Source organism: Faecalibacterium sp. An192, from assembly GCF_002160175.1.
Classification (GTDB): Bacteria; Bacillota; Clostridia; order Oscillospirales; family Ruminococcaceae; genus Faecalibacterium.
The window spans coordinates 81,151-102,441 of the sequence record NZ_NFKB01000004.1; the positions used below are offsets into that span (position 1 = coordinate 81,151).

The window sequence follows — 21,291 nt, forward strand, 5'->3', positions numbered from 1 at the left end:
TCCCTCCTTTTACAGCGGAATCTGCTGTGTAATGCAGTGGATGTTTCCCCCGCCCTGCAGGATTTCCCGCGCAGGCAGGCCGATAACCTGACGGTTCGGGCAAAGCTGCTGCAGGATCTTGCAGGCGCGGGCGTCGCTGGCGGCGTTTTCGCCCCCGAACTGAGGAACCAGAACGGCACCGTTGGTGAAATAGAAATTCACATAGCTGGCCGCCAGGCGCTCCCCTGGCTCGCGAATGTCCTCGCCCGGTTCAAACGAATAGGATGCGCAGTCCTCTTCGCTGCAGAGGATGGGATGATCCGGGATGGGCAGTTTGTGGATCTTTAAAGACCGCCCTTTGGCATCGGTTGCACTCTGCAGATAAGCCAGGTCTGCGGCAGAAAGCGGGTACTGCGGGTCGGATTCGTTGTCGGTCCAGGCCAGAACTACCTCGCCAGGGGCGACAAAAGCGCAGACATTGTCCACGTGCTCGTTGGTTTCGTCGTTGTAAATGCCCCGCGGCAACCACAACACTTTCTCAACACCCAGACGGCGGCAAAGTTCTGCCTCGATTTCCTCGCGGCTCATGGACGGATTCCGCCCGGCCGAAAGCAGGCAGCTTTCGGTGACAAGAGCTGTCCCCTCGCCGTCGGTATGAATGCTGCCGCCCTCCAGTACAAACGGAGCCGCATCGTCCCAGGGCAAACCCAGTTCCTGACAGAAGGCGGACGCAATGGCGTCGTCTTTTTGCCAGTCGGCATAGAGGCCGTCAACCATACCGCCCCAGGCGTTGAAGCTCCAGCTGATGCCCTTGAGCTCTCCCCTGTCATTTTTGACGAAGGTAGGCCCAACATCCCGCGCCCAGGCGTCATTGGAATCCATGCAGATCAGGTGCACCCGATCCAGGTGCGCCACTGCAGCGCGGGCCTGCTCCAAATGATCCGGATCAGCCAAGAGATAAAGATCTTCACTTTGGGTGATGGCTTCAAAGACCCGCACAAAGGCGTCCTGTGCAGCCTGGGGATCTTTCCCCCAGCTGCCCGGGCGTACCGGCCAGATCATCAGTGTTGCGCGGTGCGGCTCGTATTCAGCCGGCATTCTGTACATAGAAAACTCCTTTGGACCGCGTCAGGACAGACGCGTTTTGAAATCCTGATAGCCGAAATGGCGCACTACCTCGCAGCTGCCATCCAGATGGCGCAGCGCAATATCCGGCAGCGGCATTCCATTGAAGGTGTTGTTTTTCACCATGGAATAAATCGCCATATCGCCAAAAACCAGCCTGTCCCCAATCTGGGGGCAGGAATCAAAGCTGTATTCGCCGATGACATCTCCGGCCAGGCAGGTCCGGGATGCCAGACGGCAGGTACATGCCTTTTCGCCCGGCAGTCCGCTGTCGTACAGGGGCGGACGATAGGGCATTTCCAGCACGTCGGGCATGTGACAAGCCGCCGAGGTATCCAGAATCAGGACGGGCATATCGGTGGCCTGCACAATGTCCAGCACGGTGGTAATCAGGGTGCCGGCCGAAAGGGCGATAGCCTCCCCCGGTTCCAGATAAACTTCCAGGCCGTACTTTTCCCGGATGGAAAGGATCAGCTGTTCCAGGACGGCAATGTCATAGCCCGGGCGCGTGATGTGGTGCCCGCCGCCCAGATTGATCCACTTCAGCCCCGGCAGATACTGCCCGAACTTTTCTTCAAAGGCGGCAAAGGTCTCCACCAGAGGGGCAGCGTCCTGCTCACACAGGGTGTGGAAATGCAGTCCCTCTACCCCTTTGGGCAACTGGTCCGGCAGATTCTGCCGGCGGATACCCAGCCGGCTGCCCGGTGCACAGGGATCGTAGATGGCGTGGCCTTCCTGGGTGGAGTGCTCCGGGTTGACCCGCAGGCCGACGCTGACACCCGCCTTTTCCCAGACCGGACGGTGTGCCTCCAGCTGAGCGAGCGAATTGAAGCTGATATGGTCGCAGATCTGTACAATCTCTTCCATTTCTTCCGGGGTATAGGCCGGGCAGAAAACATGGTTTTCCTTGCCGGGCATCTCTTCGTGGGCCAACCGTGCCTCAAAGAGGCCGCTGGCGGTGGCGCCTGCCAGATACTGCCCAATCAGCGGATAAACCCGAAACATGGAGAAAGCTTTCTGGGCCAGCAGAATGTGGCAGCCTGTACGCTGCTGTACGCCCTGCAGAATTTCCAGGTTGTGAACCAGAGCTGCCTCGTCCACCACATAGACCGGTGTCTGCAGCCCGGGTTCATGCCGTTTCAAATGCTCCATCATTCCACCGTCACAGGATGCTCATCCACAACCCAGGGCAGGCCGTACTGGTTCAGCATCTCCATAAAGGGATCGGGGTCCATCTCCTCCAGGTTGTGGACACCAGGCTGACGCCACTGGCCGTTGGCTACCAGAGCAGTGCCGATCATGGCCGGAACACCGGTGGTGTAGCTGATGGCCTGGCTGCCCAGCTCCTTGTAGCACTCCTGGTGATCGCAGACATTGTAGATATAGATGGTGCGCTCCTTGCCGTCCTTGACGCCGGTGTAGATGCAGCCGATGTTGGTCTTGCCGACGGTGCGGGGGCCCAGGGATGCGGGATCAGGCAGCAGAGCCTTCAGGAACTGGATGGGCACAATCTCGCGGCCCTCAAACTGGATGGGGCTGGTGGAGAGCATGCCCACGTTCTCCAGACACTTCATGTGGGTCAGATAGCTCTGGCCGAAGGTCATGAAGAAGCGAATCCGCTTGACGCCGGGGACGTTCTTGGCCAGGCTCTCAATCTCCTCGTGGTGGAGCAGGTACATGTCCTTTTTGCCCACCTGGGGGAAGTCGTATTCCCGCTTGATCTCCATGGGCTTGGTCTCCACCCAGTGGCCGTTCTCCCAGTAGCTGCCGTTGGCCGAAACTTCACGCAGATTGATCTCGGGGTTGAAGTTGGTGGCGAAGGGATAGCCGTGGTCGCCGCCGTTGCAGTCCAGAATGTCGATGGTGTGAATCTCATCGAAGTAGTGCTTCAGAGCATAGGCAGTGAAGACGCTGGTGACACCCGGGTCGAAACCGGAGCCCAGGATGGCGGTCAGGCCAGCCTCCTCAAACTTCTTGGCGTAAGCCCACTGCCAGCTGTAGTCGAAGTATGCGGTGAAGCCCTCTTCCTTGCAGCGCTTCTCGTAGATGGCGCGCCAGGCGGGATCGTCGGTGTTTTCCGGCTCGTAGTTGGCGGTATCCACATAGTGAACGCCGCAGGCCAGGCAGGCGTCCATGATGGTCAGATCCTGGTAAGGCAGAGCCACATTCAGAACCAGCTCCGGCTTGTAAGCCTCAATCACCCGCTTGACGTCCTCCACGTCGTCGGCGTTGACGGTCATGGTGGTGATCTTGACGGGGGTGCCGGCGGCCTCCAGCTTGGCCTTCAGGGCGTCGCACTTGGAGACAGTGCGGCTGGCAATGCACAGCTCAGTGAAAGTCTCGTGGTTCTGGCAGCACTTCTGGATCGCAACCGAGGCGACGCCGCCGCAGCCAATGACAAGCAGTTTGCTCATGGAAATGACTCCTTTCAAATACAATCCGTTTCTTGATTTCGTCTGTTTTCAGTCTTCTTCTTCCTTCAGAAGGTCCTCCACATAGCGCGGAAGCATGAAGGCTCCACGATGGAGGTGGGTGGTATAATACCAGGTCTTGATCCCCCGCTTGTTCCAGCGCTTGGGGTCAAAGTCCTTGATGGGGTGATACTTTTTGCTGGCAAAGCCAAACAGCCAGTACCCCGCCGGGCAGGTCGGGATGTGTGCCTGATACACCCGGCTGATGGGGAACGAGCGGTAAGCCCGCTTGTGCATGGCGCGGCAGGTTTCCTCATCTTCGTCAAAGAAGGGGCTGCCATGCTGATACACCATGATACCGTCCTCATGGAGGGCCTTGTAGCAGCTGCCGTAGAATTCCTTGGTGAACAGGCCGGCTGCATGGCCCAGAGGATCGGTACAGTCGTTGATAATCAGGTCGTATTCATCCTCTTTGCCCCGCAGAAACCGCAGGCCGTCCTCGTAATAGACGCGGACGCGGATATCATCCAGACCGCAGGCATTGTCGGGGAAATATTTGCGGCAGACATCCACGAACATCTTGTCCGGTTCCACCACATCGATGACTTCGATCTCCTGGTAATACGACAGCTCACGGGCTACGCCGCCGTCTCCGCCGCCGATGACCAGAACCCGCTTGACATCGGGGTGAACGGCCATAGGGACATGGACGATCATCTCGTCGTAGGTGAACTCGTCTTTCTCCGAGAAGATCACGCTGCCGTCCGAAGTCAGGAACCGTCCGAACTCCGGCGAGTCAAAGACATCGATCCGCTGAAAGTCGCTTGTTCCGCTGTAGAGCTGCCGGTCCACCCGAATGGAGGTTTTGACGTTGGCGGTATGCAGTTCGCCAAACCAGTAATCCATTTCCTGCAAGAGACTCCCTCCTTCTTTTCAATCCGTTATACCAAAACGTTCAGTTCCGAGATATCCTCGCTGGCCGGGCCCTGCATGGAGCAGCCCTTGGCCTTTGCGAACTCGATGTAATCGATGATTTCCGGGGTAATCACTTCGCCGGGAGCCAGGATGGGAATTCCCGGAGGATAGCACATGACGAACTCTGTGCAGATCCGGCCGGCGGTTTCCCGCAAAGGCAAACTCTCCTTGGGCGAATAGAACGCCTGCTGGGGAGTAGCCTTTACCTGCGGCGTGATGTACTCCGCCGTGAAAAGATCGCTGCGGGGCTTGGAGTAGAGGCGGCGGATATCCGCCAGAGCACCCACCAGACGCTCAATATCCTGAATGCGGTCGCCGATGGAGATATAGGCCAGAATGTTGGACAGGTCGCCAAACTCAATCTGGATATCGTACTCATCCCGGAGCAGGTCATAAACCTCAATGCCGGTCAGACCAATGCCGCGGGTATTGACAGCCAGCTTGGTGACGTCAAAGTCGTAAATGCTGCCGCCGTTGATCATCTCGGAGCCGAAAGCATAGTAATCGCCGATGGCATTGATTTCCCGCCGGGCGTACTCGGCCATATCAATCACACGGGCGAAGCTCTCTCTGCCCCGCATGGCCAGATTGCGCCGGCTGATATCCAGACTGGACATCAGCAGATAGGATGCACTGGTGGTCTGGGTCAGGTTGATGATGTTGCTCACATATCCCGCATTGACCCCGGGTCCGCAGAGCAGAAGCGAACTCTGGGTCAGACTGCCGCCCGACTTGTGCATGGAAACGGCGGCCATATCGGCCCCGGCTGCCATGCCGCTGAGAGGCAGGCTGGGATTGAAATACAGATGGGTGCCGTGGGCTTCATCCACCAGAGCCAGCATATTGTGAGAGTGAGCCAGATCCACCAGACTGCGCAGGTCGGAGCAGATGCCGTAATAGGTGGGGTTGTTGACAAAAATGGCCACGGCGTCGGGGTTGGCCTCAATGGCGGCCCGCACATCTTCCACTTCCATACCCAGAGGGATGCCCAGATCGGTATCCACCTTGGGATCAATATAGACGGGCACCGCGCCGCACAGAACCAGGGCGTTGATGGCGCTCTTGTGGACATTGCGGGGCAGTATGATCTTGTCCCCCGGCTTGCAGGCCGTCAGGACCATGCTCTGGACACTGCTGGTGGTACCGCCCACCATCAGGAAGGCGTGGGCCGCGCCGAATGCGTCGGCGGCCAGTTCCTCTGCCTCCTTGATGACCGAAACCGGATGACACAGGTTATCCAGAGGTTTCATGGAGTTGACATCGATGCCGACACATCGCTCCCCCAGCAGTTCGACCAGCTCGGGGTTTCCGCGGCCGCGCTTATGGCCCGGCACATCGAACGGGACGACCCGCTGCCGGCGGAACTTTTCCAGTGCCTCATAGATGGGCGCTCTTTTTTGACGATCCCGGTTCAAATAACATCCCTCTCTTTTTCAGGTTTTGAGTCAAGCGGAAGGCTGCTCCCATCCCGGACGGGCCGCCGGATTCTCCTGTGCATGGTCTGAAACGGAACCATGCTCCGGCGGAAAGACATTTCTGACTGCAACAAAAAAGGCAGCGCACCCTTTCGGGCACACTGCCTGTGAGATACAGTCGAGGCGGCCTGACTCCTCATCACACAGAGGAGACGACATTCTGCAATGTCCGGCCATGCCTTTTGGAAGAGAACTTCAGCAAATAGATCGAGGGGCGGTTCTGCTGCTCTTATTGACGTTTCACAAGTGGTGTGCGTCCGCACGAGGTTATAAAAAGTGACCAACTTATAAAATTTCCGGGTGACCCACCCGTTCAATAATGTTGTGGCGCTTTACGCCACACGCGGCAGCGGCCAGCCCTGTCCGATGAGCTTTAGGCAGCCCAAAAAGGGCGCCCGGCCTAATCTATTTGTGTGTACATCGGCACACGCTTTGCCATCATTGTACCATGTTTTTTTTACTTGTCAAGGTATGGGATACAAATCCTTTCACTTTTTATACACCCAATTCAAAAAATGGCGAATATTCGTAACGGCTTTTTCGGTGGATCAAAACACTGCGCCACCGGGGATCATACGGACGCGCTGAAAAGAAAAAGACCGCCCGGCAAAACGTTCCCTGCGTTTTGACCCGGGCGGCCCGAAAGGTTTTTATTTACTCTCCCAGAGAAGTCAGCGGCTGGGTGCCAAAGTAAGCGCAGATGGCCTCGTAATAGACACGGGCTGTCCGCTGGCAGCCATCCTCGTCTCCAAAGAGATCCACGTCCTCGGCGCTGGTGATGAAGCACTGCTCTGCCAATACCGCCGGGCAGTTGGATTCCTCCAAAAGGGTGAAGGTCTCCTCTTCCCGGACCCGGAGGTCGTTGGCTTCTGCCAGGACCTTGGCGCCGTTTTCGTAGTAGATGTAGCGGATGCCGCGCTGTCCCCGCAGAGAGCTCCCGGCGTTTTCCATGCCGGCGGCCAGCTGCCGGGCGAAATACACACTCTCCCGATGCCAGGTCCGGCCCGGCGTAATGGGATAACACTCAAACCCGCTGGCTTCGGTGGCAGCGGAATTGCCATGAATGGACAGAAGCAAATCCGGATGCTGACGGTTGGAGCACTCGGCCCGTTCCATGGGGGTGGCGGTGACGTCGTAACTGTCCCGGGTGGTCACCGGTATGTAGTTGGCATCGGCTTGCAGCCAGGCCATCAGAGCTTCAGCGGTGGCGGCCGTCATGTCCCGTTCCACAATCAGACCGGTGGCGCCAGGGTCGTCCCCGCCATGGCCGGCATCCACAGCCACCGTGTAAGGCGGTTCCCCTACATCCGGGCGGAAGTCCTCCCCCGGTTCTTCCGTAGCGCTGGCTTCCCGGATGGCGTTTTGGGCATTCATCCATTCCAGACCTGCCTGGCAGGCTTTGCCGAGAAACAGGACAAGAACAAGGGCCGCGGCAGCCAGCTGCCAGCGCATCGCTCCCTTTTTCCCATGTCTGGATTTTGTGCCTTTTCGCCGCTTTTGCATCTGTTTTTGTACCTTCCGATTTTTACTTCATCCAATAAAACGAAACAAACCGCCCGCACATTGCATCCGGGCGGCTGTTCCCTTCTTTTTACAGGTCCGGTTTGGTGTTTATTTCAGCTCGACCACCGTCACGCCGCTTTCGCCTTCGCCATAGCGGCCCAGGCGGAAGCTCTTGACCATCCGGTGTCCGCGCAGATGCTTCTGGATAGCGTTGCGCAGCGCGCCGGTGCCGTTGCCATGGATCAGATAGACAGTGGACTGACCGTTCAGGATGGCGCGGTCGATGAAAGAATCCGCCTCCTGGATGGCTTCGTCCACGGTCAGACCAAGCAGGTTGCACTCCATCTTGGCGTCCCGACGGACCCGTTCCACATGGCCGCCTGCAGCGCGGCTGCCGTCGCCGGTCTGGCGGGTATAGCGCTGCTGGGCTTTGGTCTTGGGTGCGGCGGGGGCCTTTTCCATCTTGTCCGGCTGCTTGAGCCCCTTGAGGGGCACTTTGGTTTTGACGATGCCGGCCCGGACCAGAACGTCTCCGTTTCGATCCGGCAGAGCCAGAACGGTGGCCAGCTGGCCCAGTTCGGCGATGCAGACTTCCTGCCCTACCCGCACTTCCTTGAGGGGAACAAACTCCCGCACCGGGTTGTGCACCACATCCGAATTGGAAAACAGCTTGGCCGACTCTTTTTTTGCGATCTCCCGGGCGCGCTGGGCACGCTGCTGGGCGCTCATCTTCTCGTCTTTCTGGAGCTGGCGCAGCTCATCGGTGAGGCGGTAGGCCTCGTTTTCCACCTGCTGGGCCAGGGCGCGGGCCTTGGCACGGGCGGCTTCCAGCTCGTTTTCGCCCTGACGGATCAGTTCCTCTTTCTTTTTCTGGGCGGCTTCCAGCTGATGGGCCGCCTCATGGCGGAGACTCTCCACCTCGTCCTGGCTGGCTTTCAGCTGGAGTTTCAGATCATCCAGCTGGCCCAGCACTGCATCCAGACGCTTGTCATCCGCCGACAGATGCTGCTGGGCGGCCTCGATGACCCGCTCCGGAATGCCCAGTTTTTCGCTGATGAGGAAGGCATTGGATTTGCCGGGCACGCCGACGCTCAGCTTATAGGTGGGCCGCAGCGTTTCCAGGTCAAACTCACAGCTGGCATTGACCACGCCGGGCGTTTCCAGTGCAAAGACTTTCAGCTCCGCATAGTGGGTGGTAGCCATCAGCAGGACACCCCGGCGGCGCAGTTCTTCAATGATGGCCACAGCCAGGGCGGCGCCTTCCGCCGGATCGGTGCCGGCGCCCAGCTCGTCCAGAAGCACCAGAGTGCCGGGACCGGCCAGTTCCAGAATGCCGGTGATTTTGGTCATGTGACCCGAGAAGGTGGACAGGCTCTGCTCGATGCTCTGTTCGTCGCCGATGTCCACCAGATACTCCTGGAACACACAGACTTCGCTGCGCTCGTCCGCCGGGATCAGGAAGCCGCACTGAGCCATGGCGCACAGCAGGCCGGCCGTCTTAAGGGTGACGGTCTTGCCGCCGGTATTGGGACCAGTGATGATGAGAGAGTCATAATCCTGCCCCAGCGCGATGTTGACCGGCACGCACTTGGCCGGGTCGATCAGGGGGTGCCGAGCCCGAATCAGCGAGAAAGAGCTCTCATAGCTGACCGAGGGCTTGAAGGCCTTCATCTCAATGGCCATCCGTGCCTTGGCAAGCAGGATGTCGATTTCCAGCATGGCTTTGTAGCTGTACTGGAACTGAGGCTCAATGGCGGCCACCTGGCTGGTAAAGGCCGTCAGAATCCGCTCGATTTCCTGGGCTTCCTGGGCGCGGTACTGCAGAATGCGGGCATTGGCTTCCACGACGGCCTGGGGCTCCACAAAGACAGTGGCGCCGGTGGAGGAAACGTCGTGGATGATGCCGCTGATTTCGCCTCGGTACTCGCTCTTGACCGGGACGACATAGCGCCCGTTGCGGATGGAAACCACGGCCTCCTGTAAGTACTTGGAGGACTCCATGTTGTGGACCAGGCTGTCCAGACGGTCACGAATGGAGTTTTCGGTGGCGCGGATCTTTTTCCGCAGTTCGTTCAGCGTGTGGGAGGCGGTGTCCGCCATGGTATCCGGCGCAATGATGGCGTCGGAAATCTGCTGTTCCAGGCCGGGCTGCGGTGCCAGTGCGTAGAACAGGTCGTCGGTGGGCAGAGCATCGTGATCAGTGGAACCGTACCAGGTGCTCAGGTTCTGGAAGTTGCGCAGGGCGCCCGCCACCAGCAGCAGCTCACCCATGGACAGCACGCCGCCCTTGACCGCGCGGGTGGCCAGCTCGCTGACCCCTTCCACGCCGCCAAAGCGGGGCGAACCGTTCTTGATGAGCAGCGTATTGATGGCGTCGGTCTGATCCAGCATAAAGCGGACTTCGTCGGGGTCGCACTGAGGGGTCAGTTCCAGCATTTTGGCTCTGGCCTCTTTGCAGACACAGCCGGCGGCGGCCCGCTCGATGATTTTATTTAATTCCAGTGTTTTTAAGTAACTTGTCTCCATTGATTCAATCCTTTTTAGGCTGTAGGTCCGGGTCCCAGGCCGAAAGGGACCGCAAAAATTTCAGGGAGTTCAGCGATTTATCCATGTGGGCCAGAGCATACTGCTCCGCCACATTGTACAAAAGCCGGGCACTGTTGGCGGAAATCCGAAATCCAAACAGTTTCTTGTCCTCAATCAGACAGATGTACCGCACCGCAAACAGTGCTCCCTTATCCAGGTTACAGGTTTTGTTTTCCTTGGCTGCGCAGTCTCCACAGAGCAGGCAGCCATCCTCTGCGTCCAAGCAAAAGCGGTCGCCATCGTAGGCGCCGCAGCTCCGGCAGGCCAGCAGCTGGGGCATAAACCCGCACTCACTGGTCATCCGCAGCTCAAACACGGCCTTGACGATTTTGGGATCGGTCTTTTTCTGACAGATCTTGTACAGGCAGTTCATCAGGAGTTTCAGCTCTTTTTCGGCCGGCTGCTCCACCAGGGAGAGGGCCATGGTGAACTCCACCATGTACATGGCGACCCCCTGGGCCTCAAAACTGTAGCCTATGTCCCGGAAGTCGGTCTCATAGCCCGCTTCCACCACGGTGTACATTTTTTCTTCGGTGTTGCGGCCGGGCCGCAGGACAAACTCGGAATAACAGAGCTGTCCGCAGGCCGCAAAGAGATGGCTGGTCAGCCGCATGCTGTTTTTGGCAAATGCGGTAATCAGACCTTTTTCAGCGGTCAGAATCTTGAGAATCCGGTCCGACTCGCCGTATTCGATCTCCTGCATGACCAGGCCCTTGATGACAAAATCGTCCATTGTATGTTTCCTCTGCAGGTTTTTCGCCCGCAGCCCGCTTGTAGTCCAGATAGTGATCGATTTTTCCCGTCGAGGCAAACGCCTTCCAGCAGCTTTCAGCATCCATGTGTCAGCACCTCGCCTTCGGTTTCAGTGTTGACCCCATCTTAACCCCTTATCCCCGGGAAATCTGTCCTGTTCTGGCAGGCGTTTACTTCCGGTTCTGGTCCTGACGGAATCCGAAGCTGTTCAGCAAAAACTCATTGTCCCGCCAGTCGGGCTTCACTTTGACCCAGCACTGCAGGTTGACCCGGCAGCCCAGGAATTCTTCGCAGTCCACCCGGGCGGCGCTGGCGATCTTTTTGAGCATGGCGCCGCCTTTGCCGATCACCATGCCCTTGTGGCTCTCCCGTTCACAGTAGATGTTCACATCAATGTCCACCAGGTCGGTGCCGGGCCGCTCCTTGAAGCGCTCCACCACCACGGCCAGGCCGTGGGGAATCTCGTCCCGCATGAACAGCAGGGCTTTTTCCCGGATCAGTTCGGCCACCAGCTCTTTCTCGGGCATATCGGTGTAAGCGTCGTCCTCAAAGTAATGGGGCCCCTCCACCGCGTAACGAGCCAGCAGGTCAAACAGGTCCTCACAGTTCTTGTTGTCCCGGACGCTGACGGTGCATACCGCATCAAAGACGCCCAGGGCTTCCAGTTCGGCTTTGCGGGCTTCCAGCTCCGCCGGGTCTTTGACCAGGTCGATCTTATTGATGACTGCAATGGCGGGACCGCTGCGGCGCAGTGCGTCAATCAGCATCTGTTCCGACTCGTTCAGGCCGGGATGGGGCTCAAACAGCATCATGGACACATCCACATCGCCCACCGAATCGCTGGCCGTCTTGTCCATCCGCTTGCCCAGCTTGTTTTTGGCCTTGTGGACGCCGGGGGTGTCCAGAAGGACATACTGCAGGGGCCCGCGGGTGATGACGCCGGTGATCCGGGTACGGGTGGTCTGGGGTTTGGAGGTGACAATGGCCACCTTTTCTCCCACCAGCAGATTGGTCAGGCTGGACTTGCCCACATTGGGCCGTCCGATGACGGCCACAAACACCGAGGAAGTGTCGTAGTGGATGGTCGATTCGATTGCATTTTTATCCGTGTGATTCAAGGGTCATTCTCTCTTTCCGTTATCCCAAATATCCCAAAACGAACGCCGCTTATTCGGTGTAGCTCACCGTCCGGGGCAGGCCCAGCTGGAGCAGGACGGCTTCTTCCCGCTCCCGCATCCGCACAGCCTCCAGGCCGCCGTTCTCGTGGTCGTAGCCCAGCAGGTGAAGCATCGAGTGCACCGTCAGGAAGGCCACCTCCCGCTGGAGGGAGTGGCCGTAGAGGTTGGCCTGTTCCATGGCCCGCTCCATGCTGATGACGATATCTCCCAGCATCTTGCAGCCATTGGTCTCGTTGATGTCATACTGGCCGTCCGACCCCAGAGGGAAGCTGAGCACGTCGGTGGGCATCGGCTTGTTGCGATACTGGTTGTTCAGCTCGGCTATGGCCGCATTATCGACAAAGGTTACGCTGATCTCAGCGGGGCCCTCAAAATGCTCGTATTCGAGCACTGCGTTGCAGGCCCGACGGATCAGAATCCGCAGGCCGGACGGGACTTTGACCGTTTTCTGCTCGTTGGTAATCAGTACTTTGTTGGACATCTAGGTCCGCTCCTTTCTTTTATAAGACGCTGAGGGCTCACCGCTTGGCAGGATGTGCGGCGGATTCATAAGCCTTGATGATCTCCTGCACCAGGCGATGACGCACCACGTCTTTTTCGTTGAAGTAACACTGTGCAATGCCGGAAATGTTCTTGAGCACCTGCAGCGCATCCACCAGGCCGCTGCGCGTGTGGTCGGGCAGGTCGATCTGGGTCACGTCGCCTGTCACCACGACTTTTGAACCGGTGCCCATACGGGTCAGAAACATTTTCATCTGTTCGGGGGTGGTGTTCTGGGCTTCATCCAGAATGATGAAGGAATCATCCAGCGTCCGGCCGCGCATATAGGCCAGCGGAGCCACCTCGATCAGCTGCTTTTCCACCAGACGCTCAAAGGTCTCGGCTCCCAGCATATCAAACAGGCCGTCGTAGAGGGGCCGCAGATATGGGTCTACCTTCTGCTGCAGGTCGCCGGGCAGAAAGCCCAGCTTTTCTCCGGCTTCCACGGCGGGACGGGTCAGGATAATCCGGGAGACATCCTTGGCTTTGAACGCCTTGACCGCCATTGCCACCGCCAGATAGGTCTTGCCGGTGCCGGCAGGACCTACGCCGAAGGTAATGGGATGGGTGCGGATGGCCGCCAGATACTCCTTTTGCCCCAGCGTCTTGGGACGGATGGGCCGGCCCTTAACGGTGACCGCCACAAAATCTTCGGTCAGCTCCCGTACCCGTTTCTCCTCGCCGTCGTGGGCCAGGCTCATGCAGTAGTGGACGGTCTGATCCTCCAATGGCGTGTGGTTCTCGATCAGGAGCAGCATTCCCTCGACGGCGCGGGCTGCGGCCGCCACATTCTGATCCTCGCCCGACAGGCGCAGCATGGTGCCCCGGCAGGTGGCCGTGACAGAAAACTCCTTCTCCAGCAGACGAATGTTGCAGTCGCAGTTTCCAAACACTGCGGCGGCAATCTCTACACTGTCCAGTTCGATGCTTTTTTCAGCCATGTGATTCCTCCCGATGCATCCGGCGCGGCACAGGCTGTGTGTCCGCCGGGTTCGACCCAAAATGGTTCTTGCATTTATTATATCACCAAAACTTTGCAGTGGAAACTGTGAAAACTGTACAAAATTATTTGCGCACATTGAAGCGCTTTTCCATGTGGAGGCCGAGCCTGTCCCCACTGAATGCAGGTCCGGCCCGCTGCGGGCACAATCCCTTGACACTGACCGGTTTTTATGCTAAAATAACTTGCGTTGCAGCTGGCGCAGCGTGCTACTGTGGCTCAGCCGGTAGAGCAGCTCACTCGTAATGAGCAGGTCGTCCGTTCGAATCGGATCAGTAGCTCCATAGAATGTCCCCGGAATCGCATCAAGCGGTTCCGGGGATTTTTTATGTTTCCGGAACGGCGCGGCAGAGCTGGCAGGCCAGCAGGCAGCAGCCCAGAAAGACCAGCACGGCACAGTCCGGCGGAACCCGCCGAAGGACCACAGGTGCGGTATGGGGAACCGCCCCGGCGGAGACATTCCCTCCAGGCAGCCAGAGGCTCAGCCGGAACAGCAGCAACGACAAGGGCAGATGGAGCAGCCGGGCGGTCAAAAGTGGGCGGAAAGAAATTTCCGCCGGGCAGATGGTGCGCACCTGCAAAAGAACCGACGTTCCCTGCAGGCTGATGGCTGCACAGCACAGCCAGCTGGCCCAGCGTCCGGCGCGGGAAGCCAGATCGCAGCCCGAACAGACCTCCAAAACCATGGCGGCGGGCAGGCTAATCTTGGGCCACATGGCCCCCAGTCCCCCGGTCATCAGGCGAAAATAGAGGATGAACCCGCACAGCTTGCAATAGGTTATGGCGGCATCGGCAATGACGGCATCCAGCCGAAGCGGCGGCATCGCAGCCGGAGCCGAAACCATGACATTTGAGTTCCGGGCCGCAGGAGGATGCACACGGCAAAGGATGACCGCCGAGATCCACCCGGCCAGAGCCTGTACCATAAACAGCCGAATCCCCAGTCCGGTGCTGCCCAGCATTCCCTGGCCCACCGTCAAAATGACAAAGGATGGACCGGAGCAGATACAGGCAGGCAGCAGACAGGCGGCCTGCTGCGGAGATAATCGGCCGGCACGGACAGCCTGGGCTGCCGCATTGGCAGCCGGCGCAAATCCGCCGGTAAAGCCCATCAGCAGCACGCCCCCGGCACAGGAAGCGTTTGCCCCGGCCAGCCGGGCCGCCGGGCGAAGCAATGTCCCCAGCAGATCTCCCCCGCCGCTGCGGACCAGCAGCGTGGAAACAATCAGAAAGGGAAACAGTGAAAGCAGCAGCGGCCCTCCACAGAGGGCCAGCCCCTCCCGAAGCGCCTGGGCACAGGCCTCAGGCGCCCAAAAAGGCAGAATGCCGGTCAGCAGAGCAATGCACACAAACAACGTCCTTTGCAAATAGCGCATAAGCAGCCCCCCTGTTTCCATATATATGGACAGAGGCGGCGGGCCATACCGGCCCAAGCGGCGCGGCGTTGCCGACTGCACGGGCCGCAAACAGGAGGGGAAAAGGTGTCAAAACAACGCAAAAGACGGCTTACGCCGCAGAGCTGGCTCAAGCTGCTGTTTGGCCAGCCCCCCGCCGGGATGTACCGCCGTCCATCCGTCTACATGACCGGGACCCAGATGGAAATTGAGCATTTCCGGCGGATTCACACCTACGATGAGAGCAAACTCTGTCTGGAACTGTACGGCGGCACCTTCACCGTCTATGGGGATCAGATGCGGATTCTCTCACTGGCGGCGCACCGGATCACCCTGCAGGGGCGGTTTGTAAGGACGGATTTTACCGACAGCATCGATGGATAAAAGGAGGCGGCTGGATGGAGGTTGTACAGCTCTGGGCGGGGGTTGTGTTCACCGCCCTCAGCGGCGACACCGAGGGTCTGTTGAACGATGCAGCCCAGGCAGGCATACATCTGTCCCGCATCTGTCCCCAGCCCGGCGGCTTTTCGGGGTGCTGTGCGGCCTGGCGCTATCAAAAACTGGCCGCACTGGCCCGGCGGCACAGAGTGCGTTTGCAGGTACGGCGGCGGAAAGGCCTATTTTTCCATCTGAGGCCCCTGTTTCGCCGGAAAGGACTGTGGGCTGGACTGGTGGTTTTTGTGCCGCTTCTGCTCTGGAGCCGGGGACAGATCTGGTCGGTGGACTATGGCAGTCTGACCGCCGGGCAGCAGGCCCGGGCGGCACTGGTTCTGCGGGAGGAAACCGGCCTGGAACCCGGCGTCCGTGTGACCCAGGATCTCCTGACCGCGGGCGAATACGCACTTTTAAAGAGCGGCGAATTCTCCTGGGCAAGCCTCAATTTCTTCGGCGGCCGTCTGGAAGTGGAGGCCGCAGCCGCCAAACAGGTGCCCGCCATCTTTTCGGGCAAGCTGCAAACCCTCTGCGCCCGGATTGGCGGCGTTGTAACCGAGGTCAATCTGAAGAGCGGCACCGCTCTGGTGGTGCCAGGCCAGCAGGTGGAAGCCGGTCAGCCGCTCATCGGTACAAGCCGCACCGAACGGGACGGAACGCCCATTTTTGCCCCGGCTGCCGGCGTGGTGATGGCCCGGTTTGAGTGGAGCGCCCAATACGACCAGTCTCTGACGGAAGAAGTGCCCCTTCTGACCGGCCGAACCCACACCAAGCTTCGCCTGTCCTGCGGGGGATTTCATCTGACCCTTCCCGGGCTGGACGGCGGACTGGTGGGACCAACTTCTAACGATGTGGAAATCACCCGTCACGTTCAGATGGAGCTGGGGGGCCTGCCGCTGCCCATAGCGGTGGAGGAAACTGTCCGCTATCAACGGCGGACCCGGCCGGTGAACTATTCGGATGACCTGGCGTTGGCCATGGCCCGGCTGCATTGCCTGCAGGAATTGGAAGAGGAATGGCCGGGGGCTGAAATTGTGGCCCAGCAGGAAACGGTAGAACGAAAAGCGCATCAGCTGCACTATGCCGTCACCTATACCCTGCTGGACAATATTGTAGAGGGATAATATCGCACACAAAAACGGCCGGCCCGTGCTCTGCAGCGGGGTCAGCCGTTTTCTTATGTATGGGGTTTACTGTGCTTCCTCAGGGGCGGCCTCAGAGGTCTCCGGAAGCTCCTTCAAAAGCTGGTTCAGATCAAAGTTGTACTTGCTGTGGCAGAAGTGACACACCACTTCGCAGTGGGGGTCCTCGTCCCGAAGCTTTTCCAGCTCCTTGCGGCCCAGGCTGAGCAGCATGGCCTTGGTGCGCTCCTCGCTGCAGTCACAGCGATAGGACACCTGTCGGGTATCCAGCACCGACGGTGCAAAGCCAGCCAGAGCCTTTTCCATCATGTCCTTGGGGGTGGCACCGGCGCGCAGCATCTCGGTCACCGAGGGCATGGCGGCAATGTTCTGCTCCAGCTGGGTGATTTCGGCGTCGGTGGCGCCGGGCAGCAGCTGCACCATATATCCGCCTGCACAGTGGATGGTGAGGTCCGGGTCCACCAGAACACCCAGAGCGCAGACGGTGGGGATCTGCTCGCTGTAGGCATAGTACGCCGTCAAGTCCTCGGCGATTTCGCCCGACACCAGCGGCACCTGGCCTACCGTGGGCTCCTTCTGGAGCTTGTTGTCCCGGATGACGGTGAGGACGCCGTCTTTGCCCACAGCGCCGCCCACATCCAGGTGGCCGTCGGCCCGGGGCGGCAGCTCCACCAGGGGGTGGTCGATGCAGCCCTTGACGTTGCCGGTGCCGTCGGTGCAGGCAATCACCAGGCCGGCAGGGCCGCCGCCGTTCACCCGCAGGGTGATGCTGTCCCGGCTGTCCTTGAGCATGGCGCCCATCAGGGATGCACCCGTCAAAAGACGGCCCAGTGCGGCGCTGCAGGTGGCGCTGGTTTTGTGAAGCTGTTCTGCTTTACAGACAATATCCGTCGAATCTATGCCGCAAAATACAACGCCTCCGTTTTCAGAGAGGCCGCGAATCAGTTCAGACATTCTTCTCCCTCCAGCTGTGTGTAGTTTTTGACCGCGCAGAAAAAGTACCGTTCACTGGTCTCGGTCAGGGGGCCGAAGGTCTCCCCATCGCAGACCGACTCCAAAGTGAAGCCGTGCCGTTCCAGCGCGGCGCGGATCTCGGCCAGCTCGTAGGTGTACTCGCAGAATTCCTCATGGAAGGATTCGCCGTTTTCGCGGTCGTCGATGTCCAGAGAAATCCGGACCCGCTTGCCGCCGTCCTCAATCTGGTTGCGCCAGACACAGCCGGCGTCCTCCCCTTCGAAGGTGAAGGTGTTGTTGCCCAGAACGTTTTGATGCTTGTAGGGGGTGTTCATGTCGAACAGCAGCACCCCGCCCTTCTCCATGAAAAAGGCGGCGTTGGCAATGGCGGCATCCAGCGACGGCAGATGGTTGAAGGTATCAAAGGTGGACACCGCGCCCCGGATGGTGCCGTACAGATCCAGGCTGCACAGATCCTGCTGGAGCAGCAGCAGATGATTGGTGAGCTCCAGCTGGTCGGCCTTGTCCCGGACCACACAGAGCATTTCTTCCGACTGGTCAATGGCGATCATCTCATAGCCGGCCTGGGCCAGCATGAGGGTCAGTTCTCCGGTGCCGCAGCCCAGGTCAGCCAGAATGCCGTCCCAGATGCCGTGGTTTTCCAGCTCCTGCCGGACGTGCCGGTACAGGGTTTCGTAGTCGGCGTCCTCGTTGAAGGAGTCATAAAAATAGGCAAACTCATTATACGCCATCGGTCTGCTCCCCATCCGCCAGAGCGCCGGTCACGGCGGCGTCCAGAATTGCCTGCAGCTCGGGAATTCCGCTGCCGCTCTCGGCGCTGGTCAGGACCACCGCCTGGCAGCCATAGGCCAGACAAACCTTTTCAAAGGCCTGGCGGGTCGACTCCATCTGGCTCTTTTTCAGCTTGTCACCCTTGGTCAGGGCCACCACGTAGGGAATCCGATGATAGTGCAGATACCGCAGCATCTGAGCATCGTCGGCGCTGATGTCGTGGCGGCAGTCGATCAGCTGGACCAGCAGGGTGTGGTGGCGGGCTGCATCAAAATAGCTGTTGATCAGCTCGTCCCAGCGCTGGCGGTCGGCGTTGCTGACCTTGGCGTAGCCGTACCCGGGCAGGTCCACAAAGTAGCAGTTATCCACCCCATAGAAGTTGATGGTGGCGGTTTTGCCCGGCGTACTGGACACACGGGCCAGATTTTTGCGGTTGCAGAGCTTGTTGATCAAGCTGGATTTGCCCACATTGGACCGGCCCGAAAAGCTGATCTCCGGCCGGTCACTGGCAGGCAGCTGGCTCGAAATGCCATAGCTGGCCAGAAAGTCCGCTTTGTTGTAGTTCATATTCTCTCCTCATCCGGTCTGGTTCAGCAGACGACTCCCGGCTGCGGCGTTTTGTCCGCCGGCGGCAGGATGGCGTCCGGGGTTTTGGTTTTGCGGGCGCGGGTGCGCCGTGCGGGCATGGGCTGAGGGGTCTTGAGCAGGGCGGTGTCCAGCACCTGTTTCAGATTGGAAACCGGCATGAACTGGATATTCTCCTTGACCTCGTCGTCCACATCGTACAGGTCGCTCTCGTTGTCCTTGGGGATCAGCACCAGCTTCATCCCCTCGCGGTAGGCTGCCATGCTCTTTTCACGCAGGCCGCCGATGGCCAGCACGTTGCCGTGCAGGGTGATCTCGCCGGTCATGGCCACATCACCCCGCACCGGCCGGCCGGACAGGCAGGAAATCAGAGCCGTGGTCAGGGTGACGCCGGCCGAAGGCCCGTCCTTGGGAATAGCGCCCTCGGGGGCGTGAATGTGCAGGTCGCACTTCTTGAGCTTCTCGGTGTCGATGCCGTACTCTGTGGCGTGAACCCGGGCATAGGTGATGGCCAGCTGAGCGCTCTCCTTCATCACGTCACCCAGAGAACCGGTGACGGTGATCTTGCCCGAGCCGTCCTCAATGACCTGTACCTCAATGGGCAGGGTCTCGCCGCCCACACTGGTCCAGGCCAGGCCGTTGGCGATGCCCACAGCGTTGTCCCGGTTGAGGAACTCCGGCTTGACCATCCGGGGTCCCAGCAGTTCCTCCAGCATGGAGGTGGTCACCGAGACGCTCTCGGTTTCCCCTGCGGCAATTTTGCGGGCGCATTTGCGCAGAACGCTGGTAATGGTGCGCTCCAGGTTGCGGACGCCTGCTTCCCGGGTGTAGCCGTCGATGATGCCGTACAGCGCGCCCTGGGACAGGGTCACCTTGCCGGTCAGGCCGCAGAGCTCCAGCTGCTTGGGCAGCAGATGGCGGCGGGCAATGTTGTACTTCTCCACGCGGGTGTAGCTGGGCAGCTCGATGACGTCCATACGGTCCCGCAGCGGGCCGGGAATGCTGCCCAGGTCGTTGGCGGTGGTGATGAACAGAACGTGGCTCAGGTCATAGGGAATATCCAGGAAATGATCCTTGAAGGTGTTGTTCTGCTCGGGGTCCAAAGCTTCCAGCAGGGCAGCCGCCGGATCGCCGCGGAAATCCCCGGCCAGCTTGTCGATCTCGTCCAGCAGGATCAGGGGATTCTGGCTCTTGGCGGTGATCATGGCGCTGATGATCTTGCCCGGCATGGCGCCGATGTAGGTGCGGCGGTGGCCGCGGATTTCTGCCTCATCCCGCACGCCGCCCAGGCTCAGGCGGACATACTTGCGGTTCAGGCAGGAGGCAATGGACCGGGCGATGCTGGTTTTGCCCACGCCCGGAGGGCCCACCAGGCAGATGATCTGAGCCTTGACGTCGGGGGCCAGCTTACGGACGGCCAGCAGCTCCAGAATCCGGTCCTTGACCTTTTTCAGGCCATAGTGGTCATGGTCCAGAATCTGCTGGGCCTTGACGATGTCCAGGTCGTCCTCGGTGAAGGTGTTCCAGGGCAGATCCAGGCAGGTGTCCAGGTAGGTGCGGATGACGGTTGCCTCCTGGTTGCTGCCCTGCATCTTGGCCAGACGGTCCACCTCTTTCAGCAGCTTTTTCTCGCTGTCGGCTTCCAGATGGAGCTCGGTGATCCGGCGGCGGTACTCGTCGGCCTCAGCGTGGGTGTCATCCCCTTCCCCCAGCTCGCTGCTGATGATGTTCAGCTGCTCGTGGAGGTAGTAGTCCCGCTGGTTTTTGTCCATGGACTCATTGACCTTGTCCGAGATCTCTTTTTCGATCTGCATGACCTGGCACTCCCGGCGCAGCAGCTCGATCAGCTTTTCCAGACGGCCGGTCAGGGTGTTTTCATCCATCACCGCCTGCTTGTCCTCGTAGCGGAGCAGCAGGTTGGCGGGGACATATTCGCTCAAAAAGACGGGGTCGTCGTTGGAGACGATGGCGAACACCACATCCTTGGCCAGACGCTGGTTCAGGGACAGATACTCGTCAAAGACGCTCTTGAGGGTGCGGACCAGGGCGTCGGTCTGGAGAGCATTCTCCTCCTTGGCGCCGCGGACCGGGGCCTGCTGGACTGCTGCCAGCAGGAACTTGCCGTCGCTGTCCAGGTCGATCATCTTGGCGCGGTACTTGCCCTCCACCAGAACCCGGACCAGGTCGTCCGAAACCCGCAGAATTTGCTTGATCTCGGCCACCACGCCATAAGTAAACAGGTCGTCGTGGGTGGGCTCGTCGGTGTCCATCCGTTTCTGGGCGACCAGAAATACATTGGAATTGTTGCTCATCGCCCACTCAATGGCGGCGATGCTCTTTTCACGGCCCACTTCAAAGTGAACCAGGTTGTTTGGGAAGACCACCAGCCCGCGCAGGGCAATGGCAGGAAGATGAAGCGTCTGCCGCTCCACCTTGATCGTTACTTTCTCAGACATTGTGAACCTCC

General features: G+C 59.5%; 18 protein-coding genes and 1 tRNA gene. 3 read left to right on the plus strand and 16 right to left on the minus strand.

Annotated elements, in window-relative coordinates:
* Nucleotides 1-9: 9 nt before the first annotated feature.
* From aguA to B5F27_RS02600, 11 genes are all read right to left on the minus strand, one after another.
* Entirely contained in the window at nt 10-1,086 is a 1,077-nt protein-coding gene (gene aguA, locus B5F27_RS02550; RefSeq protein ID WP_087364466.1) for an agmatine deiminase, read from the minus strand.
* 21 nt (nt 1,087-1,107) lie between these two features.
* Entirely contained in the window at nt 1,108-2,256 is a 1,149-nt protein-coding gene (gene nspC, locus B5F27_RS02555; RefSeq protein ID WP_164488771.1) for a carboxynorspermidine decarboxylase, read from the minus strand.
* Nucleotides 2,256-3,518: a saccharopine dehydrogenase family protein gene (locus B5F27_RS02560; protein WP_087364468.1), complete on the minus strand. Its 1,263-nt coding sequence runs from the start codon at nt 3,516-3,518 to the stop codon at nt 2,256-2,258. Before B5F27_RS02560 ends, nspC begins: the two co-directional genes overlap by 1 nt.
* 48 nt (nt 3,519-3,566) lie before the next feature.
* On the minus strand, nt 3,567-4,421 hold the full coding sequence (speE, locus tag B5F27_RS02565) for a polyamine aminopropyltransferase (RefSeq protein WP_087245903.1): 855 nt from the start codon (nt 4,419-4,421) through the stop codon (nt 3,567-3,569).
* A 35-nt stretch (nt 4,422-4,456) separates the two neighbouring features.
* Nucleotides 4,457-5,905 (minus strand): aminotransferase class I/II-fold pyridoxal phosphate-dependent enzyme, encoded by a 1,449-nt coding sequence (locus B5F27_RS02570; protein WP_087245682.1) that lies wholly within the window; start codon nt 5,903-5,905, stop codon nt 4,457-4,459.
* 714 nt (nt 5,906-6,619) lie between these two features.
* On the minus strand, nt 6,620-7,417 hold the full coding sequence (locus B5F27_RS02575; RefSeq protein WP_087364470.1) for an N-acetylmuramoyl-L-alanine amidase: 798 nt from the start codon (nt 7,415-7,417) through the stop codon (nt 6,620-6,622).
* A 159-nt stretch (nt 7,418-7,576) separates the two neighbouring features.
* Nucleotides 7,577-9,994 carry an endonuclease MutS2 gene (locus B5F27_RS02580; RefSeq protein ID WP_087364471.1) on the minus strand — a complete coding sequence of 806 codons (2,418 nt, stop codon included), beginning with the start codon at nt 9,992-9,994 and terminating at the stop codon, nt 7,577-7,579.
* A 4-nt stretch (nt 9,995-9,998) separates the two neighbouring features.
* Nucleotides 9,999-10,787, minus strand: a complete 789-nt coding sequence (recO, locus tag B5F27_RS02585) for a DNA repair protein RecO (protein WP_087245678.1) — start codon at nt 10,785-10,787, stop codon at nt 9,999-10,001.
* A 190-nt stretch (nt 10,788-10,977) separates the two neighbouring features.
* On the minus strand, nt 10,978-11,862 hold the full coding sequence (gene era / locus B5F27_RS02590) for a GTPase Era (protein ID WP_087364525.1): 885 nt from the start codon (nt 11,860-11,862) through the stop codon (nt 10,978-10,980).
* Between the two features lie 112 nt (nt 11,863-11,974).
* Nucleotides 11,975-12,466, minus strand: a complete 492-nt coding sequence (gene ybeY / locus B5F27_RS02595) for an rRNA maturation RNase YbeY (protein ID WP_087245676.1) — start codon at nt 12,464-12,466, stop codon at nt 11,975-11,977.
* A 37-nt stretch (nt 12,467-12,503) separates the two neighbouring features.
* Nucleotides 12,504-13,466, minus strand: coding sequence for a PhoH family protein (locus tag B5F27_RS02600; RefSeq protein WP_087245674.1), 963 nt, complete (start codon nt 13,464-13,466; stop codon nt 12,504-12,506).
* A gap of 267 nt (nt 13,467-13,733) precedes the next feature.
* On the opposite strand from B5F27_RS02600, the gene B5F27_RS02605 reads away from it, so the two are divergent.
* Nucleotides 13,734-13,809 (plus strand) — tRNA-Thr (locus tag B5F27_RS02605).
* A gap of 42 nt (nt 13,810-13,851) precedes the next feature.
* Here the strand turns inward: B5F27_RS02605 and B5F27_RS02610 are convergent.
* Nucleotides 13,852-14,901 carry a hypothetical protein gene (locus B5F27_RS02610; protein ID WP_087364474.1) on the minus strand — a complete coding sequence of 350 codons (1,050 nt, stop codon included), beginning with the start codon at nt 14,899-14,901 and terminating at the stop codon, nt 13,852-13,854.
* A gap of 105 nt (nt 14,902-15,006) precedes the next feature.
* Between B5F27_RS02610 and B5F27_RS02615 the strand changes: the two genes are divergently transcribed.
* Nucleotides 15,007-15,303, plus strand: coding sequence for a YabP/YqfC family sporulation protein (locus tag B5F27_RS02615; RefSeq protein ID WP_242962037.1), 297 nt, complete (start codon nt 15,007-15,009; stop codon nt 15,301-15,303).
* A 14-nt stretch (nt 15,304-15,317) separates the two neighbouring features.
* Entirely contained in the window at nt 15,318-16,475 is a 1,158-nt protein-coding gene (locus B5F27_RS02620) for a sporulation protein YqfD (RefSeq protein ID WP_087364476.1), read from the plus strand.
* 66 nt (nt 16,476-16,541) lie between these two features.
* Here the strand turns inward: B5F27_RS02620 and hslO are convergent, their stop codons facing one another.
* The 4 genes from hslO to lon are packed head-to-tail and all read right to left on the minus strand — an operon-like array spanning nt 16,542 to nt 21,280.
* Entirely contained in the window at nt 16,542-17,447 is a 906-nt protein-coding gene (gene hslO, locus B5F27_RS02625; RefSeq protein ID WP_087364478.1) for an Hsp33 family molecular chaperone HslO, read from the minus strand.
* Nucleotides 17,435-18,199, minus strand: coding sequence for a class I SAM-dependent methyltransferase (locus B5F27_RS02630; protein ID WP_087364480.1), 765 nt, complete (start codon nt 18,197-18,199; stop codon nt 17,435-17,437). Before B5F27_RS02630 ends, hslO begins: the two co-directional genes overlap by 13 nt.
* Nucleotides 18,189-18,806, minus strand: coding sequence for a ribosome biogenesis GTP-binding protein YihA/YsxC (gene yihA / locus B5F27_RS02635; protein ID WP_087364483.1), 618 nt, complete (start codon nt 18,804-18,806; stop codon nt 18,189-18,191). Before yihA ends, B5F27_RS02630 begins: the two co-directional genes overlap by 11 nt.
* Nucleotides 18,807-18,829: 23 nt before the next feature.
* The gene (gene lon, locus B5F27_RS02640) at nt 18,830-21,280 is read right to left on the minus strand and encodes an endopeptidase La (RefSeq protein ID WP_087364485.1); all 2,451 of its coding nucleotides are present in this window, start codon (nt 21,278-21,280) and stop codon (nt 18,830-18,832) included.
* Nucleotides 21,281-21,291: the final 11 nt, after the last annotated feature.